Here is a 22,686-nt window from a genome sequence, read left to right on the forward strand (position 1 = left end):
TATGAAACATACGTTATCAATTGGATAATGTCGTTGAAAATGATTTAATAGTCATACTGATGACCAATCATTTAACTAACGGCTTATTATATGACAAAAAATACGGTGAAACGCGCAGACATTACCCTACCTTTGCTTATAGAGTATGTTGACGCGCTACTACCCTCACTGACGACTCAGACAGAACTATCACCTGAACATAGCAAAGATAATAGTGAAGCATTATGGGTAACACATAACCATGCGGACTTATTAGCACTACAAGCCCAACTTGACGATACTACATCTACTAATGAGAACACTGAAGCGAGGCTGAACGCACGACACTTATCAACGTTATCAGATCTTGCTAAACAACACGTACCCGATCGTTATGAGCTTGCTTGCTTTTGGCTGCCTACCTTGCCAGAAGAGCTGACTCAACACTATGTGCCGCTACTGATGCGCTACCGTGACCTGTATGCCGCGCACTTGCTTATTGCATTGGACAGCTCTGTAGACTTAAAACCTTATGGCTTTACACCATTTGATATATTGAATGAGCCATCTCTAAATATTGATGATATTCAATCTATTACCTCATCAGCCGTTACTGCGACGCTTTGGCAATTTAATCTATATGACTACAAACAACTACCAAATTGGCTCAATGCTGATTACTGGGCTAACCCTGAAAACTGGGGCAAGCACCGCTGGTAATACACTTAATTTTATCTATCGTAATTTACAGTAAAAATACTTACATAAATTAACATTTAGTATATTATAGATAGAGATTGCCTAAGTTTTATCGGAAGCAGTTTAAAAAACAAATTTAATTAAAATTTTAGGAGCTCGTCATGTCAATCAGTTTTTCTAAGATCGCTGTTCTTGCTGTGCTATCAAGCGCCGTTGCACTAACCACTGGTTGTGCTACCAAGCGTTCTACCTCAGAAGTTGTCGTTGCCCCGCTAGGTATTCCAGGTGGACAAGTTGGCTACAATGGTGCGGTTATCGTTGATAACTCAAACTCTGTCATTACTGGCGCTGAGAATATTCAAGCAGTGGTCTACTTTGCCTTTGATAGCAGCGAAATTACTGCTCAATCAGCGAGCGTCCTTAACCAACACGTAAGCCTGCTAAATTCAAACCCAGCAGCGACTGTCGTTATCGCAGGTCACACTGATGAGCGCGGTAGCCGTGAATATAATATGGCACTAGGTGAGCGACGTGCACAAGCTGCACGTAACTACCTCGCTGCTCAAGGTGTCACTGCAAACAACATCCGAGTTATTAGCTATGGTGAAGAACGCCCTGCAGCAGCTGGTAACACAGAAGACGCGTATGCACAAAACCGTCGTGCTGAGCTGTCTTACTAAATTGTGATTTAGCGTTATTTATAACGTTCGACGATTAAATAAAGCCCAGTAATAATATATTGCTGGGCTTTTGATATTTTTGACCCGATAATTAAATATAGATTATTTAGATATAGCTATTGAGATATAACTATCTATGTATCAAATACATAGCGTTCAGACTTACGTAATTTTATATACTCGATTCTATAATAATCGTTTTTGACGACTAGTGATATATGCCGACTTCTAACCTTACCCAGATACAGTACACTCAACTCAACACCACGACATGGTGTGTGACTGCTCAAGTGAGTGAGTCAATCAGTCATTTAGTCACTGGAAGCTTATGGAACAAGTCATTATGGTTTTCATCATGTAATACGTCGTATGAAAACATCATCAAGTTTAATAGCCTAAATTGGTACTATCAGGTGGCGACAGCAGTGCCTAGACACTTAGTACCTGCTCTAGCACGTAAACAGCGTCAGCAGCAGAGGCAAGGCGTCAGGCAACTATTGCAAGAGCTGCTTAAAAAATTAGAAATAGATGACACCTTGGATGAGTCAAGCTTTCCCTATCGGCTCGTTAATAGTCAGCATTACGTATGCTTTAGTCATACAGGATCTGGTAGCTCAAAGCAAACTACAGAATCGAATCAGACAAATTTTACGCGTTTACACAGTAAAATAGCGGTCGTTATCAGTCATCAGCGCCCTGCTGGTATCGATATAGAGACCAATAACATTGCATGGCATGTAGTCAAGCGTTTCTATTCAAAGAGCGAGTTGGCTATTTTACAGGAGCTATCTACAGATCAGCGTGAACGCACTGCCAAACTGTTATGGCAAATAAAAGAAAGCTTTATCAAAGTCAGCCAATATACATTAGCTCAAGGCTTGGGTATGGATTACTCCTACCTTATTCCTAGGTTAATTGAGAATGGTAAAGAGATTAACTCTGCCTTTGTACCCAATGATAGTGAGGATACGGATTACCAATCTGTTTATCGCATTGCCACGTTACAATCGCAGCAGACTGTCATCGTTTTTTGAGCAAGGTTTTCTAAGTAAAGTTCAAACCTGATTTTTAGCACATCTTTCAGTATTTTATTTTAAGCATAAAAAAACGACCCTAAAAAGGGTCGTTTTTTTTACTTTCTACTAATGACAGTATTTAAACTGTGATTAGATTAGAAACGGTAAGTTGCACCAACTTTAACGATTGGCAACCACTCTAACCAGTCTTTATCTTCTAACTCTTGCTCAGCAAGTTTAGCAACATCACCAGCAGTCAAACCAGAAGGTACATCAGAAACACCATTAGAAATACTTACAAGGCTATCTGGGTCAGTTGCATTTACTGTAGCATCTGTTTTGCCCATGTAAGCTGCGCCGATTTCACCAAATAGACCAAAGTTGTTTGTGATGTTTGGACGGAAGCCGATAGTAGCATAAGGAGCTAGCTTGTTACGATGCTCCATAGTACCTTGTAGAGTACCTACTTCATCTGCGTTGTATGACACATCATTGATTTTGTAAGTACCGCCTTCAGAGTTAGCAGTTACATCAAAATCGTTGTCAGGAACGATGATACCGGCGCCAACTGTAAACCAGTTACCAGTAGGACGTAGTTGTACGCCTAGGTACGGGTTGCTAAAATCAGAGTCTACATCGTAGTTTACGTCGTCTGCGTCAAAATCACCGCCGAAAAGGTCAGCTACATCGCCACCTGCCCAACCAGCTTGCAATTCAGTTTTTTCGTTAAGTGACCAACCGATGTTAGCACCATAACCTAAAGTACCAACTTCAGCGCTAACTGATGCTGGGTTCACTACTTTATTGAAAAAGCCTTTAGTGCCACCAACAACAGCGCCAGTAGTGTTGCTTACTACACCAGCGTCAGCATCGTATGCATAAGAAGCAGGTTCTGCTTGATAAGCAACTGCAACTGGCTCAGCTTCATATGCAACTGCAGCATTGTCATCAACAACGATAACTGGATCAGCAGCTAATGCAGCAGTTGATGCTAGAACAGCAGCAGAGATTGCCGTCAATTTAATCAATTTCATAATTATTCTCCTAAAGTGTGAAATAAACCCGCCCATAAAAAACGATGATTGTGCTTTTGTTAAACCATCATTTTGTTGAGGTGATTAAAACAATTCTGAATTAAAAAGTCACCCCTACTGATGCTGTTTTTATTTGCCATTATGTAAAGATTGCATAGGTACTGTAATAATTGCTACACCAATCTGCAAAAATTCGCCTTTATGTTACATAACGTCCTTAAAGTAACCAAACAGCGTAAACATGAGACTTCGCTTGCTTAATGTTTATGTAAGGGTATTGCAAAACATGTCCACATAATTATCTAGAACGCACTTTGAATCAATGACAGTTATATGGCTTAACCTTACCGAATAGTGTTCCTTGTTAGTTGACGTATCTATTGTTACTTACACGAGAAAATCTACGCTAACAAATAAAACGATATAAATGATCTCACATAACGTGACTAACGCTTGCCTCAAGCGAATATTATGCTAAATTAGTTGTTATAATAGATTTGTTATAGAACGTTAGTATTGTCACTATTTGTCTTATTTATGAAAACCTTGTGATGCTGCCTGCTCTATTTCTTTACTCCTAACGAGCCATATATATGCCTAAAGTATCGTCGATTACCCGTGTACTAGAAATCATCGAAGCAGTGTCCTATGCTTCAAAACCGCTTTCTCCACTTGAGCTCTCACAGGAGCTAGATATCCCTAAACCGACCATTCATAGATTGATTCAAAACTTGGTTGATGATGGTTTTTTGACTGTTGATATTGGTGGCGGTATTATTCCTGGTAAGCGCGTGCGCAATTTGAGCGTTGAGTTATGGCAGCAACGACTGTTCTTTAACGAACGACAGATGATTTTGCAAAAACTGGTTGATGAGCTTAAAGAAACTTGCGGTATTGGCATTCCCTATCATATGGATATGATCTATACCAACCGAGCTCAGACAACCTTGCCACTACAGATTTATCTTCCTGTCGGAGCAAAGTCACCTATGTGGTGTACCGCGACTGGCAAGCTCTATTTAAGCCAATTATCTACGACTAGCCGTATGAAAATCCTACAAGGGTTGCCATTAGATAAGTTCACTAAGAATACGATTACTGATATCGATGCATTAAATGCCGAGCTTGATCACATTGCTGATACTGGTATCGGTATCGATAATGAGGAGTTTATCTCCGAGATGGTTGCAGTGGCTGTACCTATCTTGGATAAAAAGCAACGCTATCTGGCCTCACTCTACTTACATGCGCCCACCATACGCGTCTCATTAGATGATTTGCTGACGCACGTACCAAGACTGCAAGAAGCAGCACAAGACGTTCAGAGTCTCGTATATGATCTGCAAAGCTAATACTATCTATTAGCCATCAAAAAAGGTCTACGCTATGATTTTAGCGTAGACCTTTTCTTTTTAGCAAATGCATTCTCTTAATTAATGCCACCTACTAGTGATACGAAAAATTCGTAATACTGGTATGTTTAATAATCGGTATGTCTAAGAAGGTTACAATCAAAAGAGAAGCAGTCAAGAGAGACACATTTAAGAGAGTCATGTTTAAGACAATAATGAGACATCATGACGTCCAATAATACTAGAAAAGTCTTTATCACCATTCTCTACAGTATGTGAGGCGTATAACTCTGTCGCTTTGGCACCCATCGGTGTTTCTACTTCAGTGTCTTGAGCAGTCTGCATCGCAAGGTTCAAATCTTTTCGCATCAATTTGCTCATAAAGCCGCCTTGATAGCCATTGCTAGAGGGTACGTTTTCCATAACTTTCGGATAAGGATTATAAACTTCTAGCGTCCAGTTACGCCCTGAGCTCTGTAGCATGATGTCTGATAGCACTTTGGGGTCTAAGCCGTTCTTGACGCCTAGATTAATCGCTTCTGCCGTGCCTGCCATTAAGATACCTAACAGCATATTATTACAGATTTTTGCGACTTGTCCTGCGCCGTGCTCGCCAGCATGAAAGATATTTTTCCCCATCACGGCAAGTATTGGCTCAGCCTTAGCAAAAGCGGCATCGTCGCCGCCGACGATAAAGGTCAAACTACCAGCAACTGCCCCGCCTGTGCCACCAGAGACTGGCGCATCTAAAAATTCTATACCAAGCTTACTTGCCGCCTCTGCTACTTTCCTTGCATCAGCTGCCGCAATCGTACTACTGTCAATAACAAGCGTGCCTTTTGGTAACTCTGCGAGCAATCCATCAGAGCCACTATCACCTAAATATACAGAATGTACATGCTGACCTGCAGGTAACATACTAATCACGACTTGAGCATTACTTGCAGCGTCTTTAGGACTTTTTGCGACACTAGCCCCTGCTTGCTTCAAGCGCTTAGTAGCTGTCTCAGACAAATCAAAGACAGATAACGCGTAACCTGCCTTTAATAAGTTCTCTGCCATTGGCGCACCCATATTACCAAGCCCAATAAAGGCAATATTTGGTTTAGAGTTATTATTATCCATCGTACTTATATTCTTTGTATCCATCTCATCACTCCTTGATGATTTATGATGTAGCCATGACTACATTCTGTCTTACATTGTTTATTAGTGAATATTACTTATTATAAATGTCGTTCTTTCACGCCCTAGTATACTTCTTTAAAATTTTATAAAACGGCTAACCGTCCTACTTAATAGAGTGCTTTTAGGCAGTTAGCGGACACTGTGACTGCCTAGTGCATTATCACCCAGCCAATCGCCCAAAGGGTGCTCACCTGTCGCATAAGGATTGACAAAGTGCTGATCGATATACGCCTGCCCTTCTACACTCAGACAGTCTGCTAATGAACGCGACCATTTGGGATTTCTATCTTTATCAATCAATAGCGCCCGCACACCTTCTTTGAAATCAGGGTTGGCCGCACAATGTACTGCTACATTGGTTTCTAAATACAGGACTTGTTCGATCGATAGGTCAGCGACTTTGTGATACAGCGCATAGGTTAATGCTGCCGTTACCGGGCAGCCATGGCGATAAGTGGCGATTGCGCGCTGCGTCCAGCTGTCTTCTGCAAAGTCTTGGTTTAGCTGTGCGAGCGCAGTATCGCTTTGTAGCAACGCATCGATATCAGCCAGACCGCCACTATTCATCAGTTGCTGAATAGGCTGCCAGTATGTTGCAAGCTTACTATCAGGTAGTTCGGCAATAGGTAGTTCAGCAAGTGCCCCGCTGACAATACTATGTGCGCTATTGCTATGGCACTTATCTGCACCGCTCGTGTTATCGACTGCCTGCCAGTCGCTCTGTTTGAGACGCTGTATGACAGTATCATAGTCATGGCTGGCAACAGCATACTCTGCTAGATTGGCCAATAGCGCATCGTTGCCATTGCACATCGCGCCAGTTAGACCTAAAAACAAACCCGTCTTAGCAGGCATACGCTGCAAAAACCAACTGCCAGAAGCATCAGGGAACAGTCCAATGGTGACCTCAGGCATGGCAAAACGTGTGCGCTCAGTGACTAGACGATGACTGCATCCTGCCATCAGCCCCATTCCGCCGCCCATGATAATACCGTCACCCCAAAGTATCAGTGGTTTCGGATAAAAGTGCATTTGACGATAGAGACGATATTCGTGACTGAAAAACTCAGTAGCATAAGGATTTGGCATTGGTGCACTGGTAGACATGCTGTCATAGAGCTTACGAATATCGCCGCCCGCACAGAACGCTTTGTCGCCCGCACCTTTTAACACAAGCGCTACCACTTGCTCGTCCGCTTGCCACTGCTCTAGCTGTGCTGACAATAATTGACACATATCAACGCTAAGTGCATTAAGCGATTTGGGTGTATTAAGTGTCATGATCCCAATCAAGTTCCCGCAATCTGTTGGTTCAGTATGGAACAATACAGACGCTTCTTGTGCTGCATTATTGACTGCTGTTTGGGCATTAGTCTCATTCGTCGCTGCTGTCATAAAAGTGACCTACAAAATTAAAAAATAAAAATGGCTCAAGCGTTTTGACTGCTGTTTATTTGTTTTGCCAATTGGGTTTACGCTTACCTAAAAAGGCTTGTACCCCTTCGCGCTGATCCATCGTGTCAAACAATTTCACAAAAGCTTCACGCTCATAGATGAGGTTTTGCGCAGTCGGGGTGTCTCTAGCCGCTTGAATAAGTTGCTTGGAATAACTGACAGCAACGGGTGATTGCTTTGCGACTTTTTTTGCTAAGTCTTGAGCGATTTGCAAACCCTCCCCTTTGGCCGCGACCTCTTCAACCAAACCAATACGCAATGCCGTATCTGCATCAACCCGCTCACCGCACAGTATCATGCGTTTTGCCCAACCTTCCCCTACTAACATAGGTAGATTTTGCGTGCCGCCAGCACATGGCAATAATCCTACGCCTGTCTCTGGCAGTGCCATCTGGGCATGCGCTTCTGCGATACGAATATCACATGCGAGCGCACACTCAAGGCCGCCACCCATCGCATAGCCATTGATAACAGCGATGCTGACACCGCGATAGGCAGACAATGCTTCGAACGCCTCACCAAATGCAATTGCCATGCTGATGGCACGGCCTTTATCGCCGTCTGAGAAGTTGTTTAAATCCGCACCTGCTGAGAAGAACTTTTCACCATCGCCATGCACGATTAATGCGTAAACATCATCGTTGGCATTGAGGTCGGTAATGAGCTGCTTAAGTGCATGTAGACTGTCCATCGTCCACGTATGTGCCGGTGGGTTATTCAACGTCAATGTCGCGGTATGGCCATCAATTGATAGCTGTAGATTTGTATAATCTGTCATAAAACATCCTTGTTTCAGTAAAACGAGATAAATTAGCGTAGCTGGTTTAACCCTTCATCCTGTAGAACTTGACGTGAAATAATCACTCGCATGATTTCATTGGTGCCTTCCAATATCTGATGCACACGCAGATCTCGTACATGGCGCTCAAGCGGATACTCATTTAGATAACCATAGCCGCCGTGCAATTGCAGGGCTTCATTGGCAACATCGAAACAAAGATCCGTAGATAGACGTTTTGCCATTGCGCAGTAGGTAGACGCTTGCCCATCATTATTGTCGACTTTATCAGCTGCTAGATACAGCATTTGGCGCGCGGCAATGGTCTGAGTCAACATATCAGCAAGCTTAAACTGTACTGACTGTAAGCTAGCAATTGGGCTACCAAACTGGCTACGCTCTTGTACGTAACTGGTTGCCGTCTCTAACGCCGCTTGTGCCGTACCTACCGCACAAATACCGATATTAATACGACCACCATCTAGTCCTTTCATAGCAATACGAAAACCTTGGCCTTCCTCACCTATCAAGTTCTCTACTGGGACTTTTACATCTTTAAAACTAATGGTTCGTGTTGGCTGTGCTTTCCAGCCCATCTTATGCTCGTTTTTGCCATATTCGATACCAGCACTGTTGGCGTCTACGACGAACGCTGACACGCCTTTTGGCCCTGCCGCGCCCGTACGTGCCATTACTACCAATACATCGGTTGAGCCTGCGCCAGAAATGAAGGTTTTTTCACCGTTCAGTACGTAATGCTCGCCTTGCTTCTCCGCTTTGGTACGTAAGGAGGCTGCATCAGAGCCTGCATTTGGTTCTGTTAAGCAATAGCTACCAAGCCATTCACCACTGACCATATTGGGTAGATATTTTTTGCATAGCGTATCGCTGCCATATTCACCAATCATCCATGCGGCCATGTTATGAATACTCATATACGCTGCTACAGCCGTGTCGCCCCATGCAAGCTCTTCGAATACCATCGCTGAGTCCAGTCTTGGGAGGCCCAAGCCATCATATTCTGGATTGGTGTACAGTCCCAAAAAGCCAAGCTCACCAGATTTTTTGATTATATCTATTGGGAAATGCGAGTTACGATCCCATTCAGCAGCATTTGGCTTTAGCTCTTTTTGCGCAAACTGACGGGCCGTTTGGCGAAAGGCGACTTGGTCATCGGTCAATGAAAAATCCATAGGGTCATCCTTGTTCTTATAGATCAAATAGAGGGCTTAAATCTCGGATAAACGTTGATAAACGCTCTAATAAAAAGGTTGGTCAGAGATTTTATAAGACATTAGCGCGACATGATAGCGGTATAACGATAATAAAATTGCGTTCAATATTACCGCAAGTCGCATTATCGTCATACCTAAAACATAAAATGTCATAATGAAACAACAATGAGCTGACGACTAAATTGAAATCGTTGTATTGACACCGCGGCTCGCTTCATCATCAAACCAACGTGCTGTCACAGTCTTCGTCTGAGTATAGAACTGCACCGCTTGCTTGCCATAAGGACCTAGGTCGCCAAGCTTACTACCACGTGACCCTGAGAATGAGAACATAGGTAGTGGCACTGGAATCGGCAAGTTAATACCAATTTGACCGACTTGAATGTCTTGCTGGAATTTATGTGCAGCTGCCCCTGACTGAGTAAATATCGCCGTACCATTGCCATGTGGATTGGCGTTCAGTAGGGCAATCGCTTCATCTAAACTGTTAGCACGCATAATACACAGTACTGGGCCAAAGATTTCTTCTTTATAAATTTGCATATCACTTGTGACATTATCAAAGATAGTCGGGCCAACAAAGTTACCCTTTTCGAACCCTTCAACGGTAATTCCGCGACCGTCAAGTATCAAGCTTGCGCCCTCTTCTACCCCAGTTCCAATCAAGTGCTCGACACGAGCCTTTGCAGCAGGAGAAATCAGTGGCCCCAAATCCTTGTCATTTTTGCCAGCTGAGACGACCAAGCTTTCTGCTTTGGCTTTAATCTCATCAATCCATTCGCCAGCTGCGCCTACTAGTACGACGACCGACAGTGCCATACAGCGCTGACCAGCTGCGCCAAATGCCGCCCCTGCTAGCTGATTGAGCGTTTGCTCTTTATTGGCATCAGGCAGGATAACGCCATGGTTTTTCGCGCCCATCATACACTGGGCACGCTTACCTGATTGACTTGCACGCTCATAGACGTGTTTGCCTACATGAGTAGAACCGACGAAAGAAACCGCTTTGATATCTGGATGGTCACAGATAGCATCGACGGTTGCTTTACCACCATGCACCACGTTCAGCACGCCTTCTGGTACGCCCGCTTCAATCGCTAGCTCTACCAAACGCATAGTCACCATTGGATCTTGTTCAGACGGTTTTAGGATGAATGTGTTGCCCGTGGCAATTGCCATTGGGAACATCCATAGCGGAATCATCGCTGGGAAGTTAAATGGTGTGATACCAGCGCAAACGCCGAGTGGCTGCCAAATACTATAAGTATCGACACCTGACGCAACGTTTTCTACAAAGTCACCGATTTGCAGGTTAGCAATACCAGCGGCATGTTCGACCACTTCTAGACCGCGGAACACATCACCGCGTGCATCAGCAATCGTTTTGCCTTGCTCTGCGGTTAAGATTTCTGCCAACTCATCCATATGATCGCGAATAAGAGATTGATACTTTAGGAAAATACGAGCACGCGTGGTGATTGGCGTTTTGCGCCATGTCTCAAACGCAGTCTGTGCGGCTGCGACAGCTTGGTTAATCTCATCATTAGTAGTTTGTGGCACTTTGGCGATGACTTCTTGCGTCGCTGGATCAGTGATATCAATCCATTCGTCGGTGTTTGATTGTACGAACTGACCATTGATGAGCTGTTGAACGTGGTGCATAAGATATCCTTATCTTTTTTGCGAGACTACCGTGTGACGGCACCTATATATTTATTAGAAAAATAAAAGCGATGAGTATTTGACTATAAAACATTATTAAAAACTAAATTTTAAAATGATTTATTTTGTATCGTTATTGACTATAACAATAAACCATTTTTACGGTCAAGCGCTTTATCGAAATTTTATCTAAGTTTATTTAGATAGCACGTGTTCCTATAAAAATTGTTTAAATAACAAAAATAAAAAAGCCCATGATGACTCATGGGCTTTTTAAAGTTAACCTGACTTTGATACGCGATGAACAACATCACTATTTTTGTATGAGGCTAATTTATACCAATCAGTAATCCTTCATCGCTTGCTTGATAGCATCGATAGCGGTTGGGTTATCAAGCGTTGACATATCTCCTGTCGGTTGGTTTTCTGCCAGAGCACGAATTGAGCGACGTAAGATTTTACCAGAGCGGGTTTTTGGCAGTGCCTGCGGGAAATAGATAGCGGCTGGTCGCGCAATACCGCCCAAAGATTTGACGACAGCACCTATCACTTGCTGCTCGATGCGGAAACGGTTTTCAGTGGTTTCAATTTGCGTCTGATCTTTTAGGACGCAGAAGGCAATAGGTAGCTCGCCTTTTAGCTCGTCTTGAATACCCACCACAGCGCACTCTGCCATCTCTGGATGTGTACTGATAGCCTCCTCAATCTCTTGCGTGCCTATGCGATGTCCTGCGACGTTAATCACATCATCGGTACGCCCTAAGATGTAGAAATAACCCTCTTCATCTGTCACTGCATAGTCCGAGGTTGAGTACTGCTGACCATCAAACAGACCAAAGTAGCTGCTAATAAAACGCTCGTCGTTACGCCATACCGTGGTGAGACAACCAGGCGGTAGTGGTGCTTTAATTGCAAGTAATCCTTTTTCGCCAGCCTGACAAGGATCGCCTGTTTCCTCGTTGATGACATGCGCTTCATAGCCATACATTGGGTAACCAGGTGACCCTTGCTTGTGCGGCTTATGATTGAACTTTGGCGTATGGCTCAAGATTGGCCAACCAGACTCTGTTTGCCAATAGTGATCTAAAATTGGTACGCCTAGATGCTGAGTCAACCAACTAGCCGTTGATTCATCAAGCGGTTCACCTGCCAAAAAGAACGACTTCACACTGGAGACATCGTAACGCGTCATCCAGCTTTCGTCTTGTTTTTTGAGCATGCGTACGCCTGTGGGAGCGGTGAATAAAATATTGACTTTATTGGCTTCAACGATACGCCACCAGATACCAGGGTTTGGCATATGCGGCAAGCCCTCATACATAATACTGGTCATACCCGCCAGTAACGGCGCATAGATCGTATAAGAGTGCCCTACAGCCCAGCCAATATCAGATATCGCCCAGAACGTCTCGCCTGCCTTGCCATCATAGACATAGTCTATCGACGTCGTCAGCGCGACGGCATGACCACCTGTATCGCGCTGCACCCCTTTTGGTGTCCCGGTCGTACCAGAAGTATAAAGCAAATAGGACGGGGTATTTGACTCGAGCCAAACTGGCTCTACGACTGCATTGGCCTCACAGCTATGACGACGCTCGGTTGCATAATCGACATCGATCGCTTTGGTTGCAAATGGCAATATACCGCGATTGACCACCAGTACATGCTCTGGCTTGACAGTCGCTTGCTCGACGCCTTGATTGACCAGATTTTTATAATTGACGACCTTACCGCCGCGTAGCCCTGCATCTACTGTAATGACCATTTTGGCCTCGGCATCGTCCATACGGATAGCCAAGTTATGGGCGGCAAACCCACCAAACACGACTGAATGGACGGCACCAATACGCGCACACGCCAGCATGGCATAAGCGGCTTCTAATATCATTGGCATATAGATAATGACACGGTCACCCTTGCCAATACCGTGACGCTGTAGCACATCAGCGAAATAATTAACTTCTTTATGCAAGTCATTATAAGTCAGGCGGCGCTTGGTATAGTCTGTATAAAACTCGACGTTATTGCCCAAATCTTTAAACGAATCAACGACCGCTGGAAAGGTTTCTATCAATTCTTGATTAATCTCTGATGACACCCACACAAAGGCATCTTGCTCTGCACGGTCTGCCAGATGACGATCGACACAGTTATAACAAAGATTGGTCTCACCGCCGACAAACCATTTGGCAAAAGGCAGATTACTGTCATCTAGAATTTGCTCAGGCTCTTTATGCCAATAGATACGCTTCGCCTGCTCAGCCCAAAACTGCTCTCGATCTGTAATAGACTCATGATAAATATCAGCGAAGTTTGGCGTGTCTGTCGCTTGGGTGGAAACTGGGGATTGGGAATGGTCGCTCATAGTAGCTGTCCTTAGCATAAACGAGAAATGAGGCAATAGTATTTTATAGTTAAGGCACTCAATAAGTTGTAAAGGTATTCACCTCGCGCGACGCTCTGTCTGCGTGCAACTGGCTGATACCAACTCTAAAATGCTTCAACTATAAAAAACCATGTCTTAATAAATACTGGTCATCCTTGCCAGAATTAAAAAACCGATACATATCGTATCGGTTTAAAATGTAGCAGAGCCTATCGGAAAGGTCAACTATTAAGCGTGTAATACGCGCTACATTTTGACGAATACAAATATCTAAATTTTTAACTAATACTAAATCTCAGTCTGATTGGCATACATCTCGCGCATGACTTTTTTGTCATGTTTGCCAACGGAAGTTTTTGGTAGCTCATCAACGAATTTAAACTGGCTTGGTACGCCATACTTAGGAATAATACCGCGCTCTACCGCTTTTTCTGCAATCGCTTTGATATCATCAGCACTGGTCTCCTTAGCATCAGGCTTTAATACCACTAAAGCCAATGGACGCTCACCCCATTGCTTATCACGCACCCCAATCACTGACACATCAGCCACTGAAGGATGTAGTGATAAAATAGTCTCAATCTCTAGTGATGAAATCCACTCACCACCTGATTTGATTACGTCTTTTAAGCGATCGGTGATTTTGATATAGCCATCAGGACGTATGTAGGCGATATCTTGGGTATGCATATAGCCATTTTCCCACAGCTCTTTGCCAGCGTCGTCATTTTTAAGATAGCTTTGGGTCAACCAAGGCGCGCGTAGTACCAGCTCGCCTGTATTGTCTGGTCCAGTTCCCACTGATTTGTTGCCTTCACCCCATACCTGAGCATCGACCATGAGTACAGGCTTACCTGTCATACAACGACGTTCAATATCCTCTTCTTCAGTCATTTCAGGCTCATTGAGACTAAAGCCCGTTAAACTAATAAGCGGCGCTGTCTCCGACATCCCATAGCCTGTGTAAACCTCAATGCCTTGGGCCATGGCCGTTTTTGCTAGACCTTCGGTCAATCTTGAACCACCAATAATCATTTTTAAACCATTAAAGCTGGCATCGCGATCCTGTGCTTCTTTGAGTACCATTTGCAAAATTGTTGGTACACAATGGGTGATACTGACCTTTTCATTGACAATTAAATCCATCAACGTATCAGGCGCATAACGACCTGGATAGACTTGCTTTAGACCAACCATCGTTGCTGTAAACGGAAAACCCCATGCATGCACATGGAACATTGGCGTCATCGGCATATAAACATCACCATAGCTTACGCCTTGCTTATCAGGCAGCATACCCAAGGTTGCCGCTTCTGCTAGTGTATGTAGGACTAGCTGACGATGGCTAAAGAAAACCCCTTTTGGATCACCTGTCGTGCCTGACGTATAAAAAGTCGTCGCGATGGTATTTTCATCAAAATCCGGGAAATCAAATTCGCTATTGGCAGCTTCTAATAGCGCTTCATATTCGCCTGTGACACGGCTTTGGTTGCTACCAAAGATACCTTCAGCAGTGACACCGTTGTCATCAAGCCAGATAATATGCTCAATACTTGAGTTCTCGAACTGATAGTCTTTCACCAATGGCGCAAACTCAGAGTTGAGCATGAGCACTTTGGGCTTGGCATGGTTGATGGTGTAGAGGATTTTTTCAGGTGATAAACGGATATTGACTGTCTGTAAAACATACTCTGACATTGGCACGGCAAAATAAGACTCAAGATAGCGATGACTGTCCCAATCCATCACGGCAACCACATCACCTGCATAGAGCTTTAGGTCTGCTAATACATTGGCCAAGCGATTGATACGCTCAAACAATTCTTTATACGTCAGGCGCTTTTTGTCTGCATACACAATCTCTTGATCTTGCGATACCGTTTTTGCACGGCTTAATAATTGCTTGACCAGTAATGGATAATCGTAGGCAGATGGTGCACTGTGGTAAATGTTTGACATAGATCTGACTTCCTTGTTTGTCGTACTTATAAGGGATAAATAATAACAATAATCAAGTTAATAGCAGCATAAAATCTACTGCGCTAACCATTTTTATTTTTATAATAATAGGGTCTGTTAAACATTCAAATGTGGTGCTGGCAGTCACTATTTTTTAGACAATATGCAGTGCGATTTTTGACGCCTAGTCATTCTAGGTTAGACAATTTCGCCATATATTGGCAAAAAATAGTACTGCCCTGAAAGGCTGATGCTAAAATCACCCCAAACGTTGTTACAAGCCTAGCTAAGGTCTCGACATTATCGTCGGCTTGCGCCTCGTTTGGTGCACCTTTAGCAATCAGCAGCCCTAATATTTGAATATTTAACAGACCCTAACATCGTTATTGATAGTAAGAAAAAAGCGGCGCTGTGTAAAGCGGTCTTACATTAAGTATCATAAGATGGCAGACCAAACATACATTAAATCAGACAGCCAATCACTTTGCCCGTACTGTGGTTTTAATCATTCCAAAGCTGGCTATCAATAACGCCAATACCTGTACAAACAATAACAACCATACGGTAAGAGACCACTGCCCTCGCGCATAAGCTATGCCACCCAGCCATGCCCCTAGCGTACCGCCTGTGTAATAGCCCATATAATATAGACCCGAAGCTAATGAACGACCCTTTTTCACATTGACCGCTATATAACTAATAGTCGCTGACTGCGTAATAAACACACCAGATGACATAATAGCCAGTCCTATAATCACCCCCCATAATGGCGTGACCAGAGTCAATAACACCCCAACCATAGATACGACGATAGCCACCCGTACTGTACGCGCCGATCCAAATCGGCGTAGCAATGTCGTAGATAATGGCGTGATAATAACACCAAGCAAATATACCGCAAAAATATTGGCGAGCGCACCAGTACCAAGCTCATAAGGCTTATCTGCCAAATGTAAATTGATAAAAGTGAAGCAGCCTACCAGAGAGAACAATACGCAAGCGCCAAGCAGACATGCTGTTACCACATAGCGATTGGTGACATGCTCACCCAGCGTCTGGATCGCTGAGCGAAAATTAGGGTTAGCCACAAAGTGACTAGAAGATGGTAGCATCTTGCCAACCCATATTGCCCCCAATAGCGTCATCGCCGTCATCACATAGTAGCCATGACGCCAGCCAATCAACTCATGTAAATGCCCTAACAAGAACCGACCCATAAAGCCGCCAAGCACGCATCCTGACACATAAAAGGACATCAGCTCAGTCATCGCCCGGCCCTCGAACTCCTCACCGATATAGGCAATTGTCACCACCGTAATACCCGGTACAGACAATCCTTGCATGAAGCGCCAAATGCCGACCCATTCAATGCTCGAGCTTTGGGCAATAAGCGCTGTTGGTATCGCTAAAAATAATAAAGCGCCAACGATAAACGACTTGCGCCCAACTGCATCTGAGAGCATGCCTAGAAATGGTGACATAATCGCAATGGCTAACACAGTGGCACCAACGATCATGCCAGCCTGTACTTCGGTCGCAGCAAAGTCCACCATCATGACCGGTAGTACTGCCTGAATAGAATACACTTGCAAAAAAGCAAACATACCTATCAGGCCAATTGTGAGCTTCAATATCCACGACGTTGAATGATTGGAGGTGACGGGTGGCACAGCTGTTATATCTTGAATCTGATCTTTAGAATTATTCACAGGGGATCTGACTATATTGATTATACCATGACTGCAAATAATAACCGTCACTGGCGTGGATGATAGAGAGAAATAACGGTGATTTATGCTAAATGTATAAGCAAAAGCACCGTTATTAAACGATAAATGCTCATCATAATGACAAGCAAATTATGGTAGCACATTCATCAATATACTCAGGTTTAAAAGTGTTATTGCCACTTGATAGATTCTTTATTCGGGTACGAGATTATCGTAGAAAAACTTGACTAGGAATTATATTTCGACTTGAGACGGTGAAGACAGTTTTCGACTCGCAAGGTCAAGATCAACGTTACGTTTATCGCATATACAGGATAGTATGGTTAGATGCTATTGACACATTTGCTACGCATTTAACTGCTTTAACGATTGATAACAATGACAGTTAACAATCACTACCTACGTCTATCTTTTCTAACCTGGAGACGTGCACGACCACACAACCTTTTAAAATACAATTTACTATGACAAAAAATATGATGCTTTCAAAACTGATTATTGCGATGAGTACATTGGTTTTCTCTACGATGGCTGTAGCAGAAATAACTGTGACCGAAACTAGCGTTAAAAGCCTCAACCCAGTTGGATCAACACTTAACGCTACAAACTCACTAGCAGCATTAGACTGTATAAAGGATGATACTATCACTGCTACTGAGCTCACAAAAACACGTGATAACGGTCCGTTTTCTGTAAAGTCCAAGCACGTGAATCGCCAATCTGCCAATGGTTTTGGTGGCGGTACCATACATTATCCAACGGATGCTGCTAGCTGTGGTCTGCTAGGTGGCATCGCGGTGGTGCCAGGTTACGTGTCGTATGAGTCTTCTATCAAATGGTGGGGACCGCGTTTGGCCTCTTGGGGATTTGTCGTTATTACTATTAATACTAGCTCCATTTACGATAACCCAGATAGCCGTGCTGAACAATTGAGCGCGGCTCTCGATCATCTCATCGCTGATGAAACAGTGGGGCATATGATAGATCCAAATCGTTTGGGTGCGATTGGCTGGTCAATGGGCGGCGGCGGTACGCTACGATTGGCAACTGAACGCAGTACGGTGCAAGCCATCATTGCACAAACACCCTATCACGATACGAGCTATGGCGCGATGGATACGCCTGCTCTATTCATCGCTTGTGAAAATGACCGTATCGCTCCGAATAAAAAATATACCAATACTTTCTATCAAAAAGCTAACGGTCCAAAAATGAAGGTCGAGATTAACAACGGCAGTCATTTCTGTGCCAGTCATCGTTTTAACGAGAAACTATTAAGTAAGCCTGCTATCGCATGGATGCAACGTTATATTAATGGTGATACCCGTTTCGATAAATTCTTATGCGGCAATGAAAGCTACATAGATGATCCTCGTATCTCAGCCTATGATTACGAAGACTGTTTATAAGCTATTTTTTAATCTACTTATAAAAGGAAGGACATACAGCTTTCACTGTTAATAATGACATTTGAATAACAACTCTTTTTTATTTTTACACATTTACATTGCTTCTATCTTTTTTCTTACAGACATTACTGCCATAAAAATTAATAATCATATAGTCAATCCTCTATAAATTGGATACGGTGTCAGGCTCGCTTAGTCTACAACTTGTAATACTTTCACTCGCCTTCCTTTTATCCAAATTATATTGAACCGACTATAGGGTGCTACAAACAAGTAAAGCGATTGAATAAATGAACGATTAAGGAGCCATGTTGATGACTGATGAGATGTATGATTTGGGTGCAGGGTTTTGGAGTATTCGAGGCTCATTTATTAAAAATGGCATACTTGATATTGGGGTTCAATGTGCACTCATAAGACTATCATCAGGACGGTTTATCTTTTTGGATAGCTATACACTGACTGGCGATGTGCGTCAGCAAGTTATGGCATTGACCAATGATGGTCAAAATGTCGAAGCTGTCCTCAATGTTCATCCGTTTCATACAGTACACTGTGCTCAAATGGCCAAAGACTTTCCGCGAGCCACCTTTTATGGCAGTAGCCGACATCCAGAGCAATTACCTGAAGTCAATTGGGCAGATGACTTAGTCGAAAGCGATGCCGTTGCTGCGCGCTACCCTGAACTTAAATTCTCCTTGCCTCAAGGCATTCATTACATCTCACTTGACGAAACAGTTCATGCCAGCTCATTACTGGTCTATCATCCTGCTAGCCAGAGCATTTATGTCGATGATACCTTTGAGATACCCCCTTCCAAGTTAATAAATGCCGTGCAGCCTAACCTAGGCTTACACCCTACTACCAAAAAAGCGCTCAAAGATGAGCCAAACGCAGCTAAGCACTATTGTGATTGGGCAGTAGAGCTGGCACACAAATGGCGTGATGGCCGTCATTTTTGCGGTGCGCACTCAGGATTGGTTATATTTGATGAAGGTCAATTTGAGTCAGCACTTATATCAGCGATTGATCTGGCTCGCCCTGAGCTTGAGAAGGCATAAAAACAAACATAAAGGCGTAAAGAGTTAGAACACATACCATTAAAACAACTTGAAAGATGAAGCTTACAGTTTAAAAGTAACTTTATTTTATTTACATATTCTATTCAATTTACTAGACGAGGAAAACTATAAATGACTGATCGCATTCATGATTTAGGCGCAGGATTTTGGAACATACGCGGAACATTCCGTATTGGTGGCGTGTTAAACATCGGCACACAATGCTCGCTGGTCAAGCTACCATCAGGAAAATTTATCTTTCTGGACAGTTACGCCCTAACGGGTGATATTCGAGATGAGGTCATGGCACTTACCAATAATGGTCAAGATGTCGAAGCGGTGCTGAACGTACATCCGTTTCATACAGTCAGCTGTGCTCAAATGGCCAAAGACTTTCCGCAAGCGACGTTTTATGGCAGTAGCCGTCATCATAAAAAAGTACCAGAAATCAATTGGGCAGATGATTTAGTTGAAAGTGACGCAGTCGCTGCACGCTATCCTGAACTTAAGTTTTCAATGTCAGAGGGCATTTACTATATATCGCCCAATGAGATGATTCATGCAGGTTCTTTATTGGCTTATCATCCTGCCAGCCAAAGCTTGCACGTAGATGATACTTTTATGAGTCCACCAACGAAGCTATTAGAAGCTGTATTGCCTGAGCTAATACTGCATCCTACGACCAAAAAAGCACTGAAAAACGAGCCAAACGCTGGCGCGCAATATTGCGACTGGGCGACCAATTTAGCTCATGAGTGGCGTGATGTTCGTAACTTCTGTGCAGCACACTCTTATCTTGTTCAGTTTAAAGAAGGTGGGTTTGAGAAAGCACTGGTGAAAGCCATCAAGAAAGCTCGTCCAAAACTAGAAAACGCCTAACTTCTCACACCTTAAACATATATTTTTAATAAATATAAAAACGGGTCGCTATTACTGTATTTATGTAGCGACCCATTTTTGTGAGCCGGTTATAATCATATCGCCACTATTATCAAAGCTGTTACCGAAATAGCAAAGTAGCCAGCTCATCCTCATTATTAAGAATATCTGCTAATGTATAACGCTCAAGCACATTGATAAATGCGGTAAGCGCTTCAAAAAACACGCTTTTTAGCTGACAGGCTGGACTAATTACACAGCCTAGTGATTTATTGTGTTTTTCTTCAATAAAAGTCACTGGCAAATCCGCCTGATGAGCGCCCTGCTCACTATCATTATGAGACGCTGGTACGGCAAAGCACTCTACCAGATTAAAATCAGGCTCTATCTGTTTGATCAATATGCCCAAATTTATATCTTTAGGTGCACGTGCCAATCGTATACCACCGTTTTTGCCGCGCACACTTTCTATATACCCCAGTTGGCCCAACTGATGAATAATCTTTGTCAAATGACTTTTAGAAATACCATAGCTGTCAGCGATATCGCTAATATTAGCCAATAATGATGGATCTGGTCTCACGGCTAAATAAATCAATGAGCGTAGCGCGTAGTCACTATAATTGGTCAGTCGCATGTACTTGCGCTCCTATTTTTATAAATTTTATATATTAAGCTAGGGTGTGTCCTCATTTTAAAAATGGTGATAAAAATGAGATAAATTGCCGTCAAACGAGGAAAATAGTGCAGATAATATTGAGATATTAACCAACTATTTGACGATGTTTGGCAAAATTTAGCTGTTTTTAGCCCATTTAAAGGACACTCGTTTGAATTGAGTACACGCCCTAGACAAAGTAAGTCACGTTTTTGGTAATAACATTTGGACATAGCATTTGTGGACAGTGTCGTTAGCCGACTTTAACCAAACAAACCATCAGGCCGAGGACGTGCTAGCATTGGCAGATAACTGATGCAAAATAGCACAAAACACGCAATCCAAGCACTTTGTGCCATCATAATCCACATTAGGTAATGACTTATATCTATTAGCGGTAGTAGTACGCGACTGATAAATACCAATACCATCAAGCCATACATAACCTTTACCATTTTTGGCGGTTGATGAATGCTGCGACCCGTATGTCCCAGAGATACTCTAGTCATCATGGCTAACGTCATCATACCAACACCAGAAATCGCTAGTCCATGCATAGCGATGCTGTGCGGATAACCGAGCCAAGGCTGTAATGCGTATAGTAAAAAACTCAAACACATGCCTAGAAACGCAATATACAACGACCAAAGTAATGGTTTTTGCCAAATACCGTGATGATACCACCCTATCAGACGAACGATATTGATCACTGCCACACCAAGTGCAGTAACCGTCAGCAGATATTTATTTGGATAAAACACATCACTAATAAAAAAGGCGAAGAAAAATACTAAGCTTGCGATATCTTGTGTCTTACTATTACGTAGTTTAATAGGTTTTGAATTTTCTATACCCATACTAAGACCACGTTCGATAAAAAATGGCACTACGCGTCGACCAATCGTTAGCACTAACCCGATGATCAAATAGAACCCAAAATAAATGCCTATCTTGGTTGTGTTCATATCAGCATTGATAATGCCCCAATAGCAGAGTCCGTTGCCAAAGGTCAGCAGTGCCAGTTTTGCTAATATACCCATTTGCTTGTATTGCTTAACTTGCCATACCGCTCGACCTATCACATATGCCATCGAAGCGACAAATAACACATCAAAAATGGCTGCTATATATAGCCACGAGATACTATCACCTGTAAGCGTTATGCCAAACCCAAAACCCAACCAGCTCAGACGTGCTAGCAACCAACAGACAAAGATACCTAGCAATTTATAACCATGCGGCATCATAACCCCTGTCCATGTTTTGACCGCGGTTAGCAAGAACCCGGCTACCACTGCCAGGGCATAACCATACACCATTTCATGGCCGTGCCAGTATAACGGGTTCAAAACCTGTGCATCGATATCGGTGTGACCAGTAAAAACAAACGCCCATAGCAGCATCGTTACTACGGCAAATAGTGCAGCAGTACTAAAAAATATGCGAAAGCTCAAATTAAGGATAGAGTGTGGAGAGCTTGGTGGTTTGCTAGGTAACTTGATGGATTGCATAGCTATCTTCTTAGA

At 43.2% G+C, this 22,686-nt stretch carries 18 protein-coding genes; 7 read left to right on the forward strand and 11 right to left on the reverse strand.

Annotated features, from left to right (window positions below; translation table 11 throughout):
* The first annotated feature begins 90 nt into the window (after positions 1–90).
* The 3 genes from SJY28_RS11100 to SJY28_RS11110 all read left to right on the forward strand — a co-directional run bounded on the left by SJY28_RS11100 (position 91) and on the right by SJY28_RS11110 (position 2,392).
* Positions 91–699, forward strand: coding sequence for a DUF6231 family protein (locus SJY28_RS11100; protein WP_379544487.1), 609 nt, complete (start codon positions 91–93; stop codon positions 697–699).
* Between the two features lie 140 nt (positions 700–839).
* Complete coding sequence (gene pal / locus SJY28_RS11105) at positions 840–1,358, forward strand: peptidoglycan-associated lipoprotein Pal (protein WP_379544488.1); 519 nt, start codon at positions 840–842, stop codon at positions 1,356–1,358.
* A gap of 218 nt (positions 1,359–1,576) precedes the next feature.
* Positions 1,577–2,392 (forward strand): 4'-phosphopantetheinyl transferase family protein, encoded by an 816-nt coding sequence (locus SJY28_RS11110; protein ID WP_379544489.1) that lies wholly within the window; start codon positions 1,577–1,579, stop codon positions 2,390–2,392.
* 137 nt (positions 2,393–2,529) lie between these two features.
* On the opposite strand, the gene SJY28_RS11115 is transcribed toward SJY28_RS11110, so the two are convergent.
* Positions 2,530–3,408 (reverse strand): hypothetical protein, encoded by an 879-nt coding sequence (locus SJY28_RS11115; RefSeq protein ID WP_379544490.1) that lies wholly within the window; start codon positions 3,406–3,408, stop codon positions 2,530–2,532.
* 593 nt (positions 3,409–4,001) lie between these two features.
* Between SJY28_RS11115 and SJY28_RS11120 the strand changes: the two genes are divergently transcribed.
* Positions 4,002–4,760 (forward strand): IclR family transcriptional regulator, encoded by a 759-nt coding sequence (locus SJY28_RS11120; RefSeq protein ID WP_379544491.1) that lies wholly within the window; start codon positions 4,002–4,004, stop codon positions 4,758–4,760.
* Between the two features lie 204 nt (positions 4,761–4,964).
* Here SJY28_RS11120 and mmsB read toward each other — a convergent pair whose 3' ends face one another.
* The 8 genes from mmsB to SJY28_RS11160 form a co-directional block, all read right to left on the reverse strand.
* Positions 4,965–5,909, reverse strand: a complete 945-nt coding sequence (gene mmsB, locus SJY28_RS11125; RefSeq protein WP_379544492.1) for a 3-hydroxyisobutyrate dehydrogenase — start codon at positions 5,907–5,909, stop codon at positions 4,965–4,967.
* A gap of 168 nt (positions 5,910–6,077) precedes the next feature.
* Positions 6,078–7,343, reverse strand: a complete 1,266-nt coding sequence (locus SJY28_RS11130; RefSeq protein ID WP_379544493.1) for an enoyl-CoA hydratase/isomerase family protein — start codon at positions 7,341–7,343, stop codon at positions 6,078–6,080.
* Positions 7,344–7,398: 55 nt separating this feature from the next.
* Complete coding sequence (locus tag SJY28_RS11135; RefSeq protein WP_379544494.1) at positions 7,399–8,181, reverse strand: enoyl-CoA hydratase; 783 nt, start codon at positions 8,179–8,181, stop codon at positions 7,399–7,401.
* A 32-nt stretch (positions 8,182–8,213) separates the two neighbouring features.
* The gene (locus SJY28_RS11140; protein WP_379544495.1) at positions 8,214–9,374 is read right to left on the reverse strand and encodes an acyl-CoA dehydrogenase family protein; all 1,161 of its coding nucleotides are present in this window, start codon (positions 9,372–9,374) and stop codon (positions 8,214–8,216) included.
* 219 nt (positions 9,375–9,593) lie between these two features.
* Positions 9,594–11,078 carry a CoA-acylating methylmalonate-semialdehyde dehydrogenase gene (locus SJY28_RS11145; RefSeq protein WP_379544496.1) on the reverse strand — a complete coding sequence of 495 codons (1,485 nt, stop codon included), beginning with the start codon at positions 11,076–11,078 and terminating at the stop codon, positions 9,594–9,596.
* 343 nt (positions 11,079–11,421) lie between these two features.
* The gene (locus SJY28_RS11150; protein WP_379544497.1) at positions 11,422–13,443 is read right to left on the reverse strand and encodes a propionate--CoA ligase; all 2,022 of its coding nucleotides are present in this window, start codon (positions 13,441–13,443) and stop codon (positions 11,422–11,424) included.
* Between the two features lie 309 nt (positions 13,444–13,752).
* Positions 13,753–15,423, reverse strand: coding sequence for a fatty acid--CoA ligase (locus tag SJY28_RS11155; RefSeq protein WP_379544498.1), 1,671 nt, complete (start codon positions 15,421–15,423; stop codon positions 13,753–13,755).
* A 479-nt stretch (positions 15,424–15,902) separates the two neighbouring features.
* The gene (locus SJY28_RS11160) at positions 15,903–17,093 is read right to left on the reverse strand and encodes an MFS transporter (RefSeq protein ID WP_379544989.1); all 1,191 of its coding nucleotides are present in this window, start codon (positions 17,091–17,093) and stop codon (positions 15,903–15,905) included.
* A gap of 536 nt (positions 17,094–17,629) precedes the next feature.
* Between SJY28_RS11160 and SJY28_RS11165 the strand changes: the two genes are divergently transcribed.
* The 3 genes from SJY28_RS11165 to SJY28_RS11175 all read left to right on the forward strand — a co-directional run bounded on the left by SJY28_RS11165 (position 17,630) and on the right by SJY28_RS11175 (position 20,502).
* Positions 17,630–18,562 (forward strand): dienelactone hydrolase family protein, encoded by a 933-nt coding sequence (locus SJY28_RS11165; protein ID WP_379544499.1) that lies wholly within the window; start codon positions 17,630–17,632, stop codon positions 18,560–18,562.
* Between the two features lie 314 nt (positions 18,563–18,876).
* Positions 18,877–19,623, forward strand: coding sequence for a hypothetical protein (locus SJY28_RS11170; protein ID WP_379544500.1), 747 nt, complete (start codon positions 18,877–18,879; stop codon positions 19,621–19,623).
* Between the two features lie 132 nt (positions 19,624–19,755).
* Entirely contained in the window at positions 19,756–20,502 is a 747-nt protein-coding gene (locus SJY28_RS11175; RefSeq protein ID WP_379544501.1) for a hypothetical protein, read from the forward strand.
* Positions 20,503–20,623: 121 nt separating this feature from the next.
* Here SJY28_RS11175 and SJY28_RS11180 read toward each other — a convergent pair whose 3' ends face one another.
* Positions 20,624–21,139: an Rrf2 family transcriptional regulator gene (locus SJY28_RS11180; protein WP_379544502.1), complete on the reverse strand. Its 516-nt coding sequence runs from the start codon at positions 21,137–21,139 to the stop codon at positions 20,624–20,626.
* A gap of 284 nt (positions 21,140–21,423) precedes the next feature.
* Positions 21,424–22,671: an NnrS family protein gene (locus SJY28_RS11185; RefSeq protein WP_379544503.1), complete on the reverse strand. Its 1,248-nt coding sequence runs from the start codon at positions 22,669–22,671 to the stop codon at positions 21,424–21,426.
* Between the last annotated feature and the right edge of the window lie 15 nt (positions 22,672–22,686).

The sequence above is a fragment of the Psychrobacter sp. R86515 genome (assembly GCF_042466315.1).
Lineage (GTDB): Bacteria > Pseudomonadota > Gammaproteobacteria > Pseudomonadales > Moraxellaceae > Psychrobacter.